The organism is Ruegeria hyattellae (assembly GCF_041537925.1).
Lineage (GTDB): Bacteria > Pseudomonadota > Alphaproteobacteria > Rhodobacterales > Rhodobacteraceae > Ruegeria_C.
In genome coordinates this window covers 1-12914 of the sequence record NZ_JBGOSH010000011.1, presented here as the reverse complement: position 1 = coordinate 12914, position 12914 = coordinate 1, and the positions used below count along the sequence as shown (strand labels likewise).

Genomic DNA, 12914 nt, shown 5'->3' with positions numbered 1-12914 from the left:
ATGAAAGACAAAGTCGAAACCCGCAACGAGGGCATGCGCATCGGCGGTGAGATCGTGTTCACCGATGATGTGGTGCCGGTCCACTATCCCTATACCGACGAGGTGATCGGCACCGTTCCGGCCGGCACGGCCGAACATGCGCGCAAGGCGTTCGAGATTGCCGCGAATTACACGCCGAAACTGACCCGCTACGAGCGCAGTGAAATCCTCAAACGCGCGGGCGAGCTGATCGGCGAGCGCCGCGATTATATGGCGAAATGGCTGACGCTCGAGCTGGGCATCTGCCACCAGCATGCCATCTACGAGACCAAGCGCGCGCAGGATGTCTACCAGTTCGCTGCCGCGCAGGCGATGCATGACGATGGCGAGATCTTCTCCTGTGATCTGACCCATAACGGCAAGGACCGCAAGATCTTCACCACCCGCGAACCGGTGCGCGCGATCTCGGCGATCACGCCGTTCAACCACCCGCTGAACATGGTCAGCCACAAGATCGCGCCGTCGATTGCCACCAACAACTGCATGGTCTGCAAGCCGACCGAACTGACGCCGCTGACCGCGATCGCGCTGGCCGATATCCTTTACGAGGCGGGACTGCCGCCCGAGATGTTCCAGATCGTGACCGGCTGGCCCGGCGACATCGGCGACGAGATGATCACCAACGACAATATCGACATCATCACCTTCACCGGCGGGGTTCCGGTCGGCAAGATCATCGCCGAAAAGGCAGGCTACAGGCGGCAGGCGCTGGAGCTTGGCGGCAACGACCCGCTGATCGTGCTGAACGATCTCGACGACGGTGATCTGGACAAGGCGGCGACCATTGCCGTGGCCGGGGCCACCGGCAATTCCGGCCAGCGCTGCACCGCGGTGAAACGCATCCTGGTGCAGGAAAGCGTCGCCGACCGCTTTGTGCCGCTGGTGCTGGAAAAGGCCAGGGCGATCCGGTTCGGTGATCCGCAGGACCCGGATACGCAGCTGGGCTGCGTGATCCATGCCCAGGCAGCGGAGCTGTTCGAAAAGAGGGTCTACATGGCCGAAAAGGACGGTGCCGAAATCCTCTACCACCCCGGTCGCGACGGCGCGCTGCTGCCGCCGATCGTGGTCGACAAGGTGCCTCATGACAGCGAATTGGTGATGGAGGAAACCTTCGGCCCCATCGTGCCCATCGTGCGCGTGCCCGATGATGATGCCGAGGTGATGGCGATCTCGAACTCGACCGAGTTCGGCCTCAGCTCGGGCGTCTGCACCAACGACCTGAACCGCGCCATCGCCTTCGTCAACGGGCTGGATGTGGGCACCTGCAACATCTGGGAACAGCCCGGTTACAGGATCGAGATGTCCCCCTTCGGCGGCATCAAGGACAGCGGCAACGGCGTCAAGGAAGGCGTCATCGAAGCCATGAAGTTCTTCACAAACGTCAAAACCTATTCTCTCCCCTGGCCGCGATGAAAACTAATTGAGGGCCGCCTTTGTGCGGCCCCTTTTTCCGGCCCAAATCACTTACTATGGCGCGCCTATCAATCCGAATACCGATCCCCACTTTTCGGTGTGCGCTTTATCGCAAAACCATCTCTTCCGGCCAGCTTAGCGTTGTGTCGAGTTGGATGGTCTGGCTTTGCCCCGGTGCCAGTTTCAGGTCCCACGCCAGAATGCCGCGCTGTTTGTCGACATTCATCTCGGAGGGTTTGGGGCGCGCGACCCACTGGATCTCCAGATCGTCCTGCTGCGAATATGGCACACGGTCTAGCAGTCGCAACGGCCAGTCCTCTTTCGTGAGGTTTTCGATCTCGATTTCAACCCGGTCCTCGCGCTGGTTCGAGCGAGCCAAAATGCCCCGGTCACCCTCACTCTGATCCAGAATATCCCGTGTCAGCCGCAGGCCCTCAATTGGGCCGAATCCGATATCCGCCTCCTGGCCTGAGGTCAGACCGTCGAACGTCTCAAACCCCACAAGCTGCCCATCCACATAGTGGGTGGTAAAGCTGCTGGGGATCATCTCTCGCCCTGAAGAATTGACCATCCGGGCAATCCGGTAAGCGGTTTCGTCATGGATCGGGACCGCCACGGCCTGAACCTCCGCCTCTTCGGCAAAGCTGTCTAGCTGGAGTTTCAGAACATCTGCGCCGGAGGCAATCGAGACCGGCTCGGAATAGGTGAGGATCAGGTTGCTCTCGGCCCACATGACCTCTTCGGTGATGAGCGGAGGCTCGACAACCGGTTCTGCCAGACTGCCGGCATCTGCTTCCATCGTCATTGGCGCCGCAGCCGAGAGCTCACGCTGTTTCAGCACCGGTCTGGGTTCTTCGATACGACGTAGAGATGGGTAAAGTATCCGGGCGCCGATCTGGCCGGTGGCCTCGGTCGTCGACAGGCGCAAGGTCACGTCGGTCCAGTTCTCGCCGGTCTCCTGCCGCACCAGGGCGCTACGTTTGATCTCGACACGCGGATCGTCGCCGGTGATCAGGTTGAAGTCATATGTCGGTGCCCACGAGGTTTCATAATTCACCAGGTAACTGAGAGTCAGGTCCGATGTCACAGGCTCGGTCGCGCTGACCTCGACGGCGATATAGAGCCTGTCGGCGTCTTCCAGCGCGATCGCGTCAAGGGCTTGCCGCGCCTCCGCCAGTTCTTCGTTGAGGTCCTTCAGGGCCTCTTCGATCACTCTGGCGCGAACCTCGGCGTCGAGTGCGGCCTGGCTGGCCTCGCCCGCTTCTTCGCGGATCATGCGGGCGATATCGCGTAAGGCACCTGCACCGGCCTCCGCCATGCTTTCATTCTCGCCCAGCTTGCGCAGGAACTCGATCGACACCTCAGAGGCCGCCGCCGCCGCGCGGGCCTGTGCGGCATCGTCTCGGACCGCCCGGATGCGCTGCTCGATCTCTTCGATCCGCGCCTCGGCGGCTTTCACTTCGGGCGCGGTCGCATCATATGGCGGTGTGAAAGCATCGCGAATGACCGTGCCGATCTGGCGCACCCCATTGACGGTGACCCGCAGGCTTTCGCGGGACGCGCTGTCGGGCACGCCGCGCAGGACCAGACGGTGCTTGCCTGCCGGAATCTCGACGCCGCCCTTGCGCAGGATCGTTGCGCTGTCGGGATGCATCGTCACCTCGGTGATTTTGCTGGTCGCCGGAATGATATCGGCCTGGACCGGCAGGGCGGAAATGAAGGCAATCAGTGAAGTCGCGAAACGCATGGCTCAACTCCGTTGGAATTTGGGCTGAGCTTTGCAATCGTTGCGGGAATGCGCAAGGGTGCCGCAAAAAAAGCGAAAGACAACCTTTCGGCTGCCTTCCGCCACCGGGGGCTGTTGATCTAAAGATGGATGTTCAGGCAGCCAGTGCTGTCTCGGTGGTCTTGCTGCGGCACGAGGTGAAGACCAGCGGCGGCATCCGCTCGGCGCGGCGGTCCGAGAAGCTCAGGACACTCTCGGTGCGAGTCTTGCCCTTACGTGTCCGCTCCAGATGGGCGAGGGCGGACAGGCGGTTGGCGCGGGCGGTTTCGAGAAGCGATTGGGTCATGGTCATTCCTTGGCTGGGGGTCGATTTTTAGCTGAGATGCGAAGATGAAATTGCGTTGGGTGGGGTCATGCAGCGTCGCCTGAATGGCCCCACATGTTTGTGACGAAAAACACGCCATTGGGGGTGCGCACCGGATGAGGGTTGGTGCGCCAGTCATCGATAGAAACGACGGTGCCGGATTGGCGGGGTTGCTGTGCCTTGGGCGCTTTGGGTGTCGAGGTGGTGAGGGCGATTACGTTGGTCATGGTCTTGTTCCCCTTTGATCGGTTCTGCCCCGATCTGGTTGCGGCTCAGTCCGGTTGGTTCGGTGTGAGGGTCTGCACGGACGGTTCGGGACTGCTCGGGGTCTCATTGCGTTTTGCATGTTTGTTGGGCTCCAGCCGGTGGGCTTGGTCGAACAGCTTTTCGAGCTCGGAATGTGTCAAATCCGGAAGCCGCTGGCGGCTGTCGTTCGCTGTGGAATTCTGAATGCGCATAACCCGCGCTACAACTTTACCGGTACTACGAGAGAGCGCGTTGGGAGCCATCCGCCATCTCCTTTGTTCGGTTTTTATCGTTGGGAGCTTCATGTTTCGGGCGAAATCTGCCCGGAATCGTGCATTTCTGTGGCCGAAATGTGGTAAATCACACTTTTGACGGGAAATAAACCGTTTCTGTTCGCAGTCTGGTCGCGCGAATGCCACGATTCGGGTGTTTCGGCATCATTTTGAGTGCGCTTAATGCCTTTGTTCGAATCGCTTAAAAGTAATATCGCGCAAGAGTTGCACCCCCACAGCGTGTCGAAATCGAAAAAAGAGACACCACTCGGCTTCAGAAAAGCCATGTGGTGTCTCAAAATGATAGTTAAATCAAAGGGTTTCAGCCCTTCTTGAGAACTTCGCGGCCCAGCAATTCGGCGATCTGGACGGCGTTCAGGGCCGCGCCCTTGCGCAGGTTGTCGCTGACGCACCACAGGTTCAACCCGTTTTCGATGGTCGAATCCTGACGGACTCGGCTGATGAAGGTGGCGAAATCACCGACGCATTCCACCGGCGTGACGTAGCCGCCGGACTCGCGCTTGTCGATCACCATGATGCCAGGGCTTTCGCGCAGGATGTCGCGGGCTTCGTCCTCGTCCAGGAACTCCTCGAACTCGATGTTCACGGCTTCCGAGTGGCCGACAAAAACCGGCACGCGCACACAGGTCGCGGTGACCTTGATCGAAGTGTCCACGATCTTTTTGGTCTCGGCGACCATCTTCCATTCTTCCTTGGTCGAGCCATCTTCCATGAAGGTGTCGATATGGGGAATGACGTTAAAGGCGATCTGCTTCTGGAACGTCTTGGGCGGATGTTCCGAGGTCGGATTGTAGACCGCCTTGGTCTGATCCCACAGTTCGTCCATGCCGTCCTTGCCCGCGCCCGAAACCGACTGATAGGTCGAAACGACGACGCGCTTGATCCTGGCCCGATCATGCAGCGGCTTCAGCGCCACCACCATCTGCGCGGTCGAGCAGTTGGGGTTGGCGATGATGTTCTTCTTGGCATAGCCGTGGATTGCCTGCGGGTTGCACTCGGGCACGATCAGCGGAATGTCCGGGTCGTAGCGGTAGAGCGACGAGTTATCGATCACAACGCAGCCCGCGGCGGCCGCCTTGGGGGCGTAATCCTTGGTCGCGGCAGAGCCCACGGCAAACAGCGCCATGTCCCAGCCGGTGAAATCGAACGTGTCCAGGTCCTGGGTCGTCAGTGTCTTGTCGCCAAAGCTGACTTCGGTGCCCAGCGAACGACGGCTTGCAAGCGCTGCAAGTTCATCCACGGGGAACTGGCGTTCAGCCAAAATGTTCAGCATTTCGCGGCCCACGTTACCCGTGGCGCCGACGACAACGACGCGATAGCCCATCTTGAAGTCTCCTGGATTAAGGACGCGGCTACATAGCCGCGATCATCGCAAGAAAAAAGAGGCAATAGTGAAAATCGGCCACGTGGCGCAGGGTTTCTGGCGCTTTGCGCTCAGGAGAGGTCCAGCAACTCGTGATAAACCGCGAGGATGGCGCGTGCCTCTCCCTCGATGGCGAAGTTTGATTCCACATGTTTGCGCGCGGCAATCCGGGCGCTTGCCAGCGCCGCGCGATCGTCAACCATCTGGCGCAGGGCCTCGGTCAGGGCAGGGGCGTTGTCCTTTTCGGCAAGCCGTCCGGTTTCACCATCGACGATCTGCGCGCTGAAGGCGCCGACATCGTGGCAGGCCACAGCGGGCACGCCCGAGGCCATCGCCTCAAGCGGGGTCAGCCCGAACCCTTCGTGCCGGGCCGGGGCGACGAACAGATCAAGCGCGCGATAGGTTTTGACGATCTCGTCCCACGGACGCTCGCCCAGAAACCGGACCCGGTCGGCAATACCCGCCGCGGCCAGCTTTTGTTCCTGTTCGGCCTGAAACCCTTCGAACTCGGAAGTAGCGCGGCCGGTAAAGACGATATGGATGTCGGGGCGCGAGGGCAACAATTCCACCGCGGCATCTACCAATAGATCGACACCTTTCTGCGGTCTGATTCGCCCGAAGCAGCCGATCAGCAACCCTTCGGGCAGGTTAAGGTCATGGCGCAAGGCGGGTTTGTCACGCGTGGGGTGGAACAGCTCGGTATTGACGCCGTGCATGATGACCCGTGCCGGATGCTCCAAAAACGAGGCGGCTTGAGGCGAGGTTGCGATCAGCCCGTCCATCTTCGAGATCAGCCATTTGGTATAGCCCGAATGGTCGCGCTGTGCCGCCGAGGTAAAAAGCAGTTTGAAATTGCATCGCAGGACGTGTTTCAGAAACAGCCCCATCACCATTTCGGTGTTGCGCCGCGCATGCCAGACGCGGAGCAGGCGGCGCGACAGGAACGGGACTTTAATCAGCGGGATATGCGGCACCTCGGGCGGCAGGCCGGGGCCGGTTGCCGCGATCCCGATCCACTGGCTTTGCAACGGCACCAGCCGGATCACGGTTGTGGTCACGCCGGACAGCCTGCGCTTGAGATTGGGTGCGATGACGCGCAGGTCCTGCATCGGTGTCTTTTCATCCTTCGGCGCTGCGGCGGTGGCTGCCCGCCACCCGTCTGACCCGCGAATGTGATCCGGGTGGCATGATTTGCCGTATATCTCAAGACACCAGCAGGTTTCCACGGGTGTTTCAACGGTATTCGGTTGTATGCTCAGATCATGGATAAGCTTTCCTCAGATACCGGTTTTTACAACGGTCTTCCCCTGATCGACCGCTTTGGCGATCTGACAGATGCCTCCAGCTATGCGCCCTTGCCAGATGGTTGGGTGATCGGCACGGCGGATATCGTTGGGTCGACCCGCCATATCGCCGAGGGGCGCTACAAGATGGTGAACTTGGTTGGGGCGGCGGTAATCTCGTCGCAGATCAATGCGGGTGGTGGCCAATCCTTTCCTTTTGTCTTTGGCGGTGACGGGGCGAGCTTTGCGGTGCCGCCGGACTTTGCCGCGACCAGCCGCGAAGTGCTTGGCGTCATGCGGCGTTGGGCGGACGAGGAGTTCGCGCTGGAACTGCGCGCGGCCCAGTTCCCGATTGCCGAAGTGCGCGATGCGGGGCACGAGGTCGGCGTGGCGCGCTATCAGGCCTCGACCGGGGTGGACTATGCGATGTTCGGTGGTGGGGGCTTGTCCTGGGCCGAGGCGCGAATGAAACAGGGGGCAAATGCGGCCCCCTTGGCCGAGCCGGGCGCATTGCCGGACCTGACCGGTCTGTCCTGTCGCTGGAACAATGCACCCGCGCATAATGGCACGATTCTGTCCGTGGTGATCCAGCCGAGACCAGACGCTGCGCCAGAGGTTTTCTCGGGCGTCACAAGCCGGATCGTGGCGGTTGTCGAAACGCTCAGCCGGGGCGGGCATCCCTTGCCGCCGGGCGGGCCCGGCGTGCGCTGGCCACCGCCCGGTCTGACGCTTGAGGCGCATGCCTCGCGCGCGGGCCGGTCGCTGTTGCGGCGCAAGGCTGAGCTGCTGGTTGGCAATCTGATCGCATGGTTCTTCTTCAAATCCGGCATGAAAGCAGGCGAGTTCGATCCGGTGCATTACGCCGACATGGTCACCAACAATGCCGATTTCAGAAAGTTCGATGACGGTCTGAAGATGACGCTGGATTGTGACGCCGCGACGGTGCAGACACTGCGCCAGATCCTGGAAGAGGCCGAAGGCAACGGCATCCTGCGCTTTGGTCTCTTTGAGCAGGACGAGGCGATGACCACCTGTTTCGTGCCTTCGGTGGTCCGCGATGATCATATCCACCTGGTCGATGGCGCATCGGGCGGCTATGCGCGCGCCGCCGAGCAGATCAAATCCGCGATCAGCTGAGCCATTGCTGCGCTTTGGCGCGGGCCGCCTGCGCCAGCAGAACCACATCCAGCCCCACCGCCATGAACTGCGTGCCCATGTCCAGATAGGCCTGCACCGCCTCATCGGTCACGCCCAGACAGCCGGGGGCCTTGCCCGACGCCTTGATACGGGCGATCGCATCGGCGACTACGGCGCGCACTTCGGGGGCAGCGCTGTTGCCATGCAGGCCCATATCGGTGGACAGATCCGCCGGGCCGATGAAGACCCCGTCAATGCCTTCCACCGCAAGAATGTCGTCCAGCGCGTCTATACCCGCACGGCTTTCGACCTGAACCAGCAGGCAGATCTCATCCCCAGCGGTTTTGACGTAATCGGTGATCTCGCCATAACGGGTGGCACGGGCCGCGGCGGCGCCCACCCCACGCGTTCCGGAGGGTGGATAGGTCACGGCGCGGACCAGTTCGCGCGCTTGTTCCGCGCTGTCGACCATGGGAACCAGCACGGTCTGCGCCCCGGCGTCCAGCACCTGCTTGATGATCCAGGTCTCGCCGATAGGCACACGGACCACCGGATGTGACGAGCTGGCCTCAAGCGCCATAAGCTGGGCCCGGATCGAACGTATGTCATTGGCAGCATGTTCGCCGTCGATCACCAGCCAGTCGAACCCGGCCGTGCCCATCACCTCGGCGGTCACCTCTTCGGCGAAGCTCAGCCAGCAGCCGATCTGGCGTTTGCCGTCTTTCAGAGCCTGTTTGAACTCGTTCTTCGGTGCTGGCATCGTCCCGTCTCCCTCAGCCGCAAGCGCCCTGACAAAACGCGATCCGGTGATCCGAATGCAAGCGATTTGTCATTTTATCGTCATATGCTTACCCCTCTGTGGTTGCGGCACCTGACAGTTTGAGAGACAGTGGGGCATGACCAGGACTTTGCCCAGAACCTCCCGTTCCCTGCCGATCGCCCTGTTGCGAGCGCGTGAGCAGGTGATGGGACCGGTGCGCGCAATGCTGGCGGATGTGGGGATCACCGAACAACAATGGCGCGTACTTCGCGTGCTGAACGAAGATGGCCCGCAAGACCCTACAAGGATCGCGGCACAGGCCTGCCTGCTTCTGCCAAGCCTGACACGTATCCTGCAGAACCTCGAAGGCAAGGGGCTGATCGAGCGCGAAACCGACCCGTCGGACCGGCGCCGTCAGATCGTGGGCGTCACCCGCGATGGTGAGAAGATCATCAGCGACAACCTTGACAAGAGCATCGCCTTGCTCGAGGCGACGCGTGCGCGGCTGGGCACCGAGAAATACGAGGCGCTGCTGGATCTGCTGAACGAACTCGACGATTCCTGACGCGAAATCTCAGGCCCCCGTGATCGCGGTTGCCTTGCGCGGCTGTCAGGCGTCGCGTTCTGCGATCCAGTTATGGTCGGGGTCGTTTTCGAAACGCCATTTGCGCAACGGCCCGGCCATGACGTTCAGGTAATACATCTCGTACCCATAGGGCGCGCCGCAAGGGTGATGGCCGCGGGGCACCAGAACCACGTCGCCATCCTTGACCGCCATGGTCTCGTCCAGCGTACCATCATCGGTATAGACCCGCTGAATGCCAAAGCCCTGACCGGGGTTGAGCCGGTGGTAATAGGTCTCTTCGAGGTAAGTCATGTCGGGGAAGTTGTCCTCGTCATGGCGGTGGCTGGGATAGCTAGACCAGTTGCCGTCAGGCGTGAACACCTCGGTGACCAGCAGGCTGCCGGCGACGTCCCGGTCCTCCATCGCAATATTGTTGATGTGGCGGGTGTTCTGACCCTTGCCGCGCGGGGTCAGGGAAATGCCCTCGGGGCCAAGACGCCGCGCAGGGTGGGTGCCCTGACCCGGGGCGGTGCAGACCGCCAGAACGCAATCGGTCGTGGCGGTCGCCGACCAGCGATTGTCATCGGGGATATAGGCGCAGTGGGGCGGCGTTTTCTCGAACACGTTCATCCGTTCACCCATCTCTCCGAAATCAAGGCTGTCGCAGGAAACCTGCGCCTTGCCTTCAACCAGAACCAGAATGGCTTCCCTATCTCCGGTCGGCTCGGACGCGGTCTCGCCCGCTTTCAGATGATAGAGGCCAAAGCCCACATAGGCCCAATCGGGGCTCTGTGGGCCGCGTGCGCGTTCGGGTGTGATGTCATGCACCTTGCCCGAGGGTCCCGACGGTTTCCGCAGCAGATCACTTTTCACGGCATGTTCCTTTTTACTGTCTCGGCGCGTCAGGGTCACGCTCAGGCGATCTCGGAGACCAGAACGGCCCGGCCCTCGGCAACGGATTTCAACGCGGCCTCGGCCAGCGCCAGCGCTTTCAACCCGTCTTCGCCCGAGGGCGAGACCGGTGCGCCATCGCGGATCGTGGCGATGAATCCGGAAATCTCGGCGGCATAAGCTTCGGTATAACGCGTCATGAAGAAGTCATGCAGCGGCGGACGGGTATAGCCTGCGCCATTGGCGATCTCGATCGAGACCGGGCGCTGGTTTTCTGCCGCGACCATACCGTTAGACCCGTGAACCTCGATCCGCTGGTCATAGCCATAAGAGGCGCGGCGGGAATTCAGTATCGTGCATTGCTTGCCGCTGGAGGTGCGCAGCATGACCATGGCGGTGTCGAAATCACCATGCGCGGCAACCTCGGGGTCAACCAGCACCGACCCGGTGGCCTGAACCGACTCGATTTCCTCATCCAGCAGGAACCGGGCGATGTCGAAATCGTGGATGGTCATGTCGCGGAATATCCCGCCCGAGACATCAATATAATCCATCGGCGGCAGGCCTGGGTCGCGTGAGGTGATGGTGACCTGTTCCACTGCGCCGACGCGACCTTCGGTGATCGCGGTCTTGACCGCGGCGAAATGCGGGTCGAAGCGGCGGTTGAAGCCCAGCATCAGGTTCGCACCGGTCTCGTCCACCGTGGCCAGGCAGGCCCGGACGCGGGCAATATCCAGGTCGACGGGCTTTTCGCAAAAGATCGCCTTTCCCGCCCGTGCAAACCGTTCGATCAGATCGGCATGGGTATTGGTCGGGGTGCAGATCACAACCGCGCCCACGTCACCGGAGGCTTCGACCTCGTCGATGCTGCGGACCGCGCATCCATACTCTGCCGCGACCGCGTCGGCGGCACCCTGAAACGGATCAGACACGGACACCAGCACCGCATCCCGATTGCCCGAAATTGCCTTGGCATGCACTTTGCCGATCCGTCCTGCACCGAGCAGCGCCATTCTTACTGTCATGTCGTCTCTCTTTCTGGCCGCGATCCACGCCGCTGCGGCGCGCCTTGCGTTGTCGCGAAGATGTCAGCGACGCGGGGCTATCGCAAGTTCGCTTTGACGTCGGGAGGGATAAATCGCTGACTTAAGTAACACGGCTCTTGCCCGCGGATCACTTCGGATTCATCCTCGCACTACCCTTATTGCACCCGGAGGCTCCGATGACCGACCTAGCCAATGCCCTGATCGACACGCTTCCGAAAGCGGAACTGCATCTGCATATCGAGGGCACGCTGGAGCCCGAACTGATGCTGGAATTGGCCAAACGCAACAAGGTGAGCCTGCCCTATGACACGGTCGAGGATGTGCGCAATGCCTATCAGTTCGATTGCCTGCAGGATTTCTTGGACATCTATTACCTGGGCATGTCTGTACTGATCAGCGAGCGCGATTTTCACGATCTGACCTGGGCTTATCTGGAGCGCGTGCAACAGGACGGGCTGACCCATGTCGAGATGTTCTTTGATCCGCAGGCCCATACCGATCGCGGCGTTGCATTCGAAACCGTGGTCGCAGGTATCACCTCGGCGCTCGAGCAGGCAAAGCGTGAGTACGGCATCACCTCGAAACTGATCATGTGTTTCCTGCGGCACCTTCCCGAGGATCAGGCGTTTGAGGCCTTGGCCTGCGCCTGTAAACATAAGGACCATATCTTTGGCGTCGGGCTGGACAGTTCCGAACGGGGACATCCGCCCGAGAAGTTCGAACGCGTTTTTGCGGCTGCCCGCAGCGAAGGCTTCGTACCCGTCGCCCATGCGGGCGAGGAAGGCGATGCCAGCTATGTGCGCGGCGCGCTGGATGTGTTGGGCGTCGAACGGGTCGATCATGGCAATCACGCCTTCGACGATCCGGCGCTGATCCGGCGCCTCGCGGACCAGCAGACGCCGCTGACCATGTGCCCGATCTCGAACTGGCGTCTGAAGGGCATCCCCAATCTCGCCGCCAGCCCTGTCAAGAAGGCGCTGGATGCCGGATTGCTCGTTACGGTGAATTCTGACGATCCATCCTACTTTGGCGGCTATCTGAATGACAATTACCGCGCAGTGCTCGACAACCTGTCGCTGACCGAGGGTGAGATCGTTACGCTGGCTCGCAACTCCTTTGCCGGGTCTTTCCTGACGGACGCGGAAAAGCAGGCGCAGTTGGACAAAATTGAGGCCCAGATCGACAGCCTGAGCTGACATTTCCGCTTGGTGATGAAGCTGTGGGGCTGTTTTCCCGATCTGAAACGAGTCGCATGGGGCCGTAGTGGATTGTGGCTCCATTTTGCTCAGCCACTACATCTGGTGGGCAGTTCACTTCCGCACCAAACACGCATCGCCGATTCCCCCGCGTGAGCGTGCCTGGGCGATGGTATTTGGGGGTTTGGGGTCGTGCTGGGCTCTTATAATATATTGATTTACAACATTAAATTTCCGCATCGAACTTTTTCTGCGGTTTTTTGCAGATTCCCGATTTTTCCTCTTGCGGTGCCCGTGCGCTTTGCTTAGAGCGCCCTTCACCGGCGCTGGTGAGGCACCGGGGACACATCGGAAAGACGATGGGACGCTCTGGAAAGACAGAGGCATCGGAGGCAGATTTGAGAGGCGGAAGCGCTGAGATTGGCGCGTCGGTCTTTTATTTTGGTCCGTGCAGTGTTGTTTGACAATTTGGTTTACTGAAGAGATATGTGGGCGGTTTGGTTCGTTTCGACGGATGGACGTCTGTATATCACGCTCTTAGGTATGGTTGTTTGCGCCACTTGTGGTGTTGGTGATTATGCCGATTATGGAG

General features: G+C 60.7%; 14 protein-coding genes. 4 read left to right on the top strand and 10 right to left on the bottom strand.

Annotation, left to right across the window (positions count from 1 at the left end; genetic code table 11):
* A complete protein-coding gene (gene phnY, locus AB1E33_RS21260) occupies positions 1-1452 on the top strand; it encodes a phosphonoacetaldehyde dehydrogenase (RefSeq protein WP_372579256.1) in 1452 nt (483 codons plus the stop codon).
* A 106-nt stretch (positions 1453-1558) separates the two neighbouring features.
* Here phnY and AB1E33_RS21255 read toward each other — a convergent pair whose 3' ends face one another.
* The 7 genes from AB1E33_RS21255 to AB1E33_RS21225 form a co-directional block, all read right to left on the bottom strand.
* Complete coding sequence (locus AB1E33_RS21255) at positions 1559-3199, bottom strand: DUF4139 domain-containing protein (protein WP_372579255.1); 1641 nt, start codon at positions 3197-3199, stop codon at positions 1559-1561.
* A 133-nt stretch (positions 3200-3332) separates the two neighbouring features.
* Entirely contained in the window at positions 3333-3524 is a 192-nt protein-coding gene (locus tag AB1E33_RS21250; RefSeq protein ID WP_372579254.1) for a hypothetical protein, read from the bottom strand.
* 65 nt (positions 3525-3589) lie between these two features.
* Positions 3590-3769 (bottom strand): hypothetical protein, encoded by a 180-nt coding sequence (locus AB1E33_RS21245; RefSeq protein WP_372579253.1) that lies wholly within the window; start codon positions 3767-3769, stop codon positions 3590-3592.
* 45 nt (positions 3770-3814) lie between these two features.
* Positions 3815-4051 (bottom strand): hypothetical protein, encoded by a 237-nt coding sequence (locus AB1E33_RS21240; RefSeq protein ID WP_372579252.1) that lies wholly within the window; start codon positions 4049-4051, stop codon positions 3815-3817.
* A gap of 38 nt (positions 4052-4089) precedes the next feature.
* Entirely contained in the window at positions 4090-4347 is a 258-nt protein-coding gene (locus AB1E33_RS21235) for a hypothetical protein (protein ID WP_372579251.1), read from the bottom strand.
* A gap of 35 nt (positions 4348-4382) precedes the next feature.
* Positions 4383-5405 carry an aspartate-semialdehyde dehydrogenase gene (locus AB1E33_RS21230; protein WP_372579250.1) on the bottom strand — a complete coding sequence of 341 codons (1023 nt, stop codon included), beginning with the start codon at positions 5403-5405 and terminating at the stop codon, positions 4383-4385.
* 110 nt (positions 5406-5515) lie between these two features.
* Positions 5516-6553: a glycosyltransferase family 4 protein gene (locus AB1E33_RS21225; protein WP_372579421.1), complete on the bottom strand. Its 1038-nt coding sequence runs from the start codon at positions 6551-6553 to the stop codon at positions 5516-5518.
* Positions 6554-6706: 153 nt separating this feature from the next.
* Between AB1E33_RS21225 and AB1E33_RS21220 the strand changes: the two genes are divergently transcribed.
* On the top strand, positions 6707-7864 hold the full coding sequence (locus tag AB1E33_RS21220) for a DUF3095 domain-containing protein (RefSeq protein WP_372579249.1): 1158 nt from the start codon (positions 6707-6709) through the stop codon (positions 7862-7864).
* Here the strand turns inward: AB1E33_RS21220 and AB1E33_RS21215 are convergent.
* Positions 7857-8624 (bottom strand): HpcH/HpaI aldolase family protein, encoded by a 768-nt coding sequence (locus tag AB1E33_RS21215; RefSeq protein WP_372579248.1) that lies wholly within the window; start codon positions 8622-8624, stop codon positions 7857-7859. The two genes, AB1E33_RS21220 and AB1E33_RS21215, sit on opposite strands and share 8 nt — an antisense overlap.
* Positions 8625-8760: 136 nt before the next feature.
* Here AB1E33_RS21215 and hpaR point away from each other — a divergent pair, with 136 nt between their 5' ends.
* Complete coding sequence (hpaR, locus tag AB1E33_RS21210) at positions 8761-9189, top strand: homoprotocatechuate degradation operon regulator HpaR (RefSeq protein WP_372579247.1); 429 nt, start codon at positions 8761-8763, stop codon at positions 9187-9189.
* A 45-nt stretch (positions 9190-9234) separates the two neighbouring features.
* Here hpaR and iolB read toward each other — a convergent pair whose 3' ends face one another.
* Together iolB and iolG are read right to left on the bottom strand one after the other, a co-directional pair.
* Entirely contained in the window at positions 9235-10062 is an 828-nt protein-coding gene (gene iolB / locus AB1E33_RS21205; RefSeq protein ID WP_372579246.1) for a 5-deoxy-glucuronate isomerase, read from the bottom strand.
* Between the two features lie 41 nt (positions 10063-10103).
* Positions 10104-11105 (bottom strand): inositol 2-dehydrogenase, encoded by a 1002-nt coding sequence (gene iolG, locus AB1E33_RS21200; protein WP_372579245.1) that lies wholly within the window; start codon positions 11103-11105, stop codon positions 10104-10106.
* 197 nt (positions 11106-11302) lie between these two features.
* Here iolG and AB1E33_RS21195 point away from each other — a divergent pair, with 197 nt between their 5' ends.
* Entirely contained in the window at positions 11303-12322 is a 1020-nt protein-coding gene (locus AB1E33_RS21195) for an adenosine deaminase (RefSeq protein ID WP_372579244.1), read from the top strand.
* Positions 12323-12914 lie beyond the last annotated feature (592 nt).

What these genes read in the sequence shown, in the direction of transcription:
- iolG (WP_372579245.1), bottom strand. Translation starts at nt 11,105, where the DNA reads ATGACAGTAAGAATGGCGCTGCTCGGTGCAGGACGGATCGGCAAAGTG.
- AB1E33_RS21255 (WP_372579255.1), bottom strand. Translation starts at nt 3,199, where the DNA reads ATGCGTTTCGCGACTTCACTGATTGCCTTCATTTCCGCCCTGCCGGTC.
- AB1E33_RS21240 (WP_372579252.1), bottom strand. Translation starts at nt 4,051, where the DNA reads ATGGCTCCCAACGCGCTCTCTCGTAGTACCGGTAAAGTTGTAGCGCGG.
- AB1E33_RS21195 (WP_372579244.1), top strand. Translation starts at nt 11,303, where the DNA reads ATGACCGACCTAGCCAATGCCCTGATCGACACGCTTCCGAAAGCGGAA.
- AB1E33_RS21225 (WP_372579421.1), bottom strand. Translation starts at nt 6,553, where the DNA reads ATGCAGGACCTGCGCGTCATCGCACCCAATCTCAAGCGCAGGCTGTCC.
- AB1E33_RS21230 (WP_372579250.1), bottom strand. Translation starts at nt 5,405, where the DNA reads ATGGGCTATCGCGTCGTTGTCGTCGGCGCCACGGGTAACGTGGGCCGC.
- AB1E33_RS21245 (WP_372579253.1), bottom strand. Translation starts at nt 3,769, where the DNA reads ATGACCAACGTAATCGCCCTCACCACCTCGACACCCAAAGCGCCCAAG.
- AB1E33_RS21250 (WP_372579254.1), bottom strand. Translation starts at nt 3,524, where the DNA reads ATGACCCAATCGCTTCTCGAAACCGCCCGCGCCAACCGCCTGTCCGCC.
- AB1E33_RS21235 (WP_372579251.1), bottom strand. Translation starts at nt 4,347, where the DNA reads ATGGCTTTTCTGAAGCCGAGTGGTGTCTCTTTTTTCGATTTCGACACG.
- phnY (WP_372579256.1), top strand. Translation starts at nt 1, where the DNA reads ATGAAAGACAAAGTCGAAACCCGCAACGAGGGCATGCGCATCGGCGGT.
- hpaR (WP_372579247.1), top strand. Translation starts at nt 8,761, where the DNA reads ATGACCAGGACTTTGCCCAGAACCTCCCGTTCCCTGCCGATCGCCCTG.
- AB1E33_RS21215 (WP_372579248.1), bottom strand. Translation starts at nt 8,624, where the DNA reads ATGCCAGCACCGAAGAACGAGTTCAAACAGGCTCTGAAAGACGGCAAA.
- AB1E33_RS21220 (WP_372579249.1), top strand. Translation starts at nt 6,707, where the DNA reads ATGGATAAGCTTTCCTCAGATACCGGTTTTTACAACGGTCTTCCCCTG.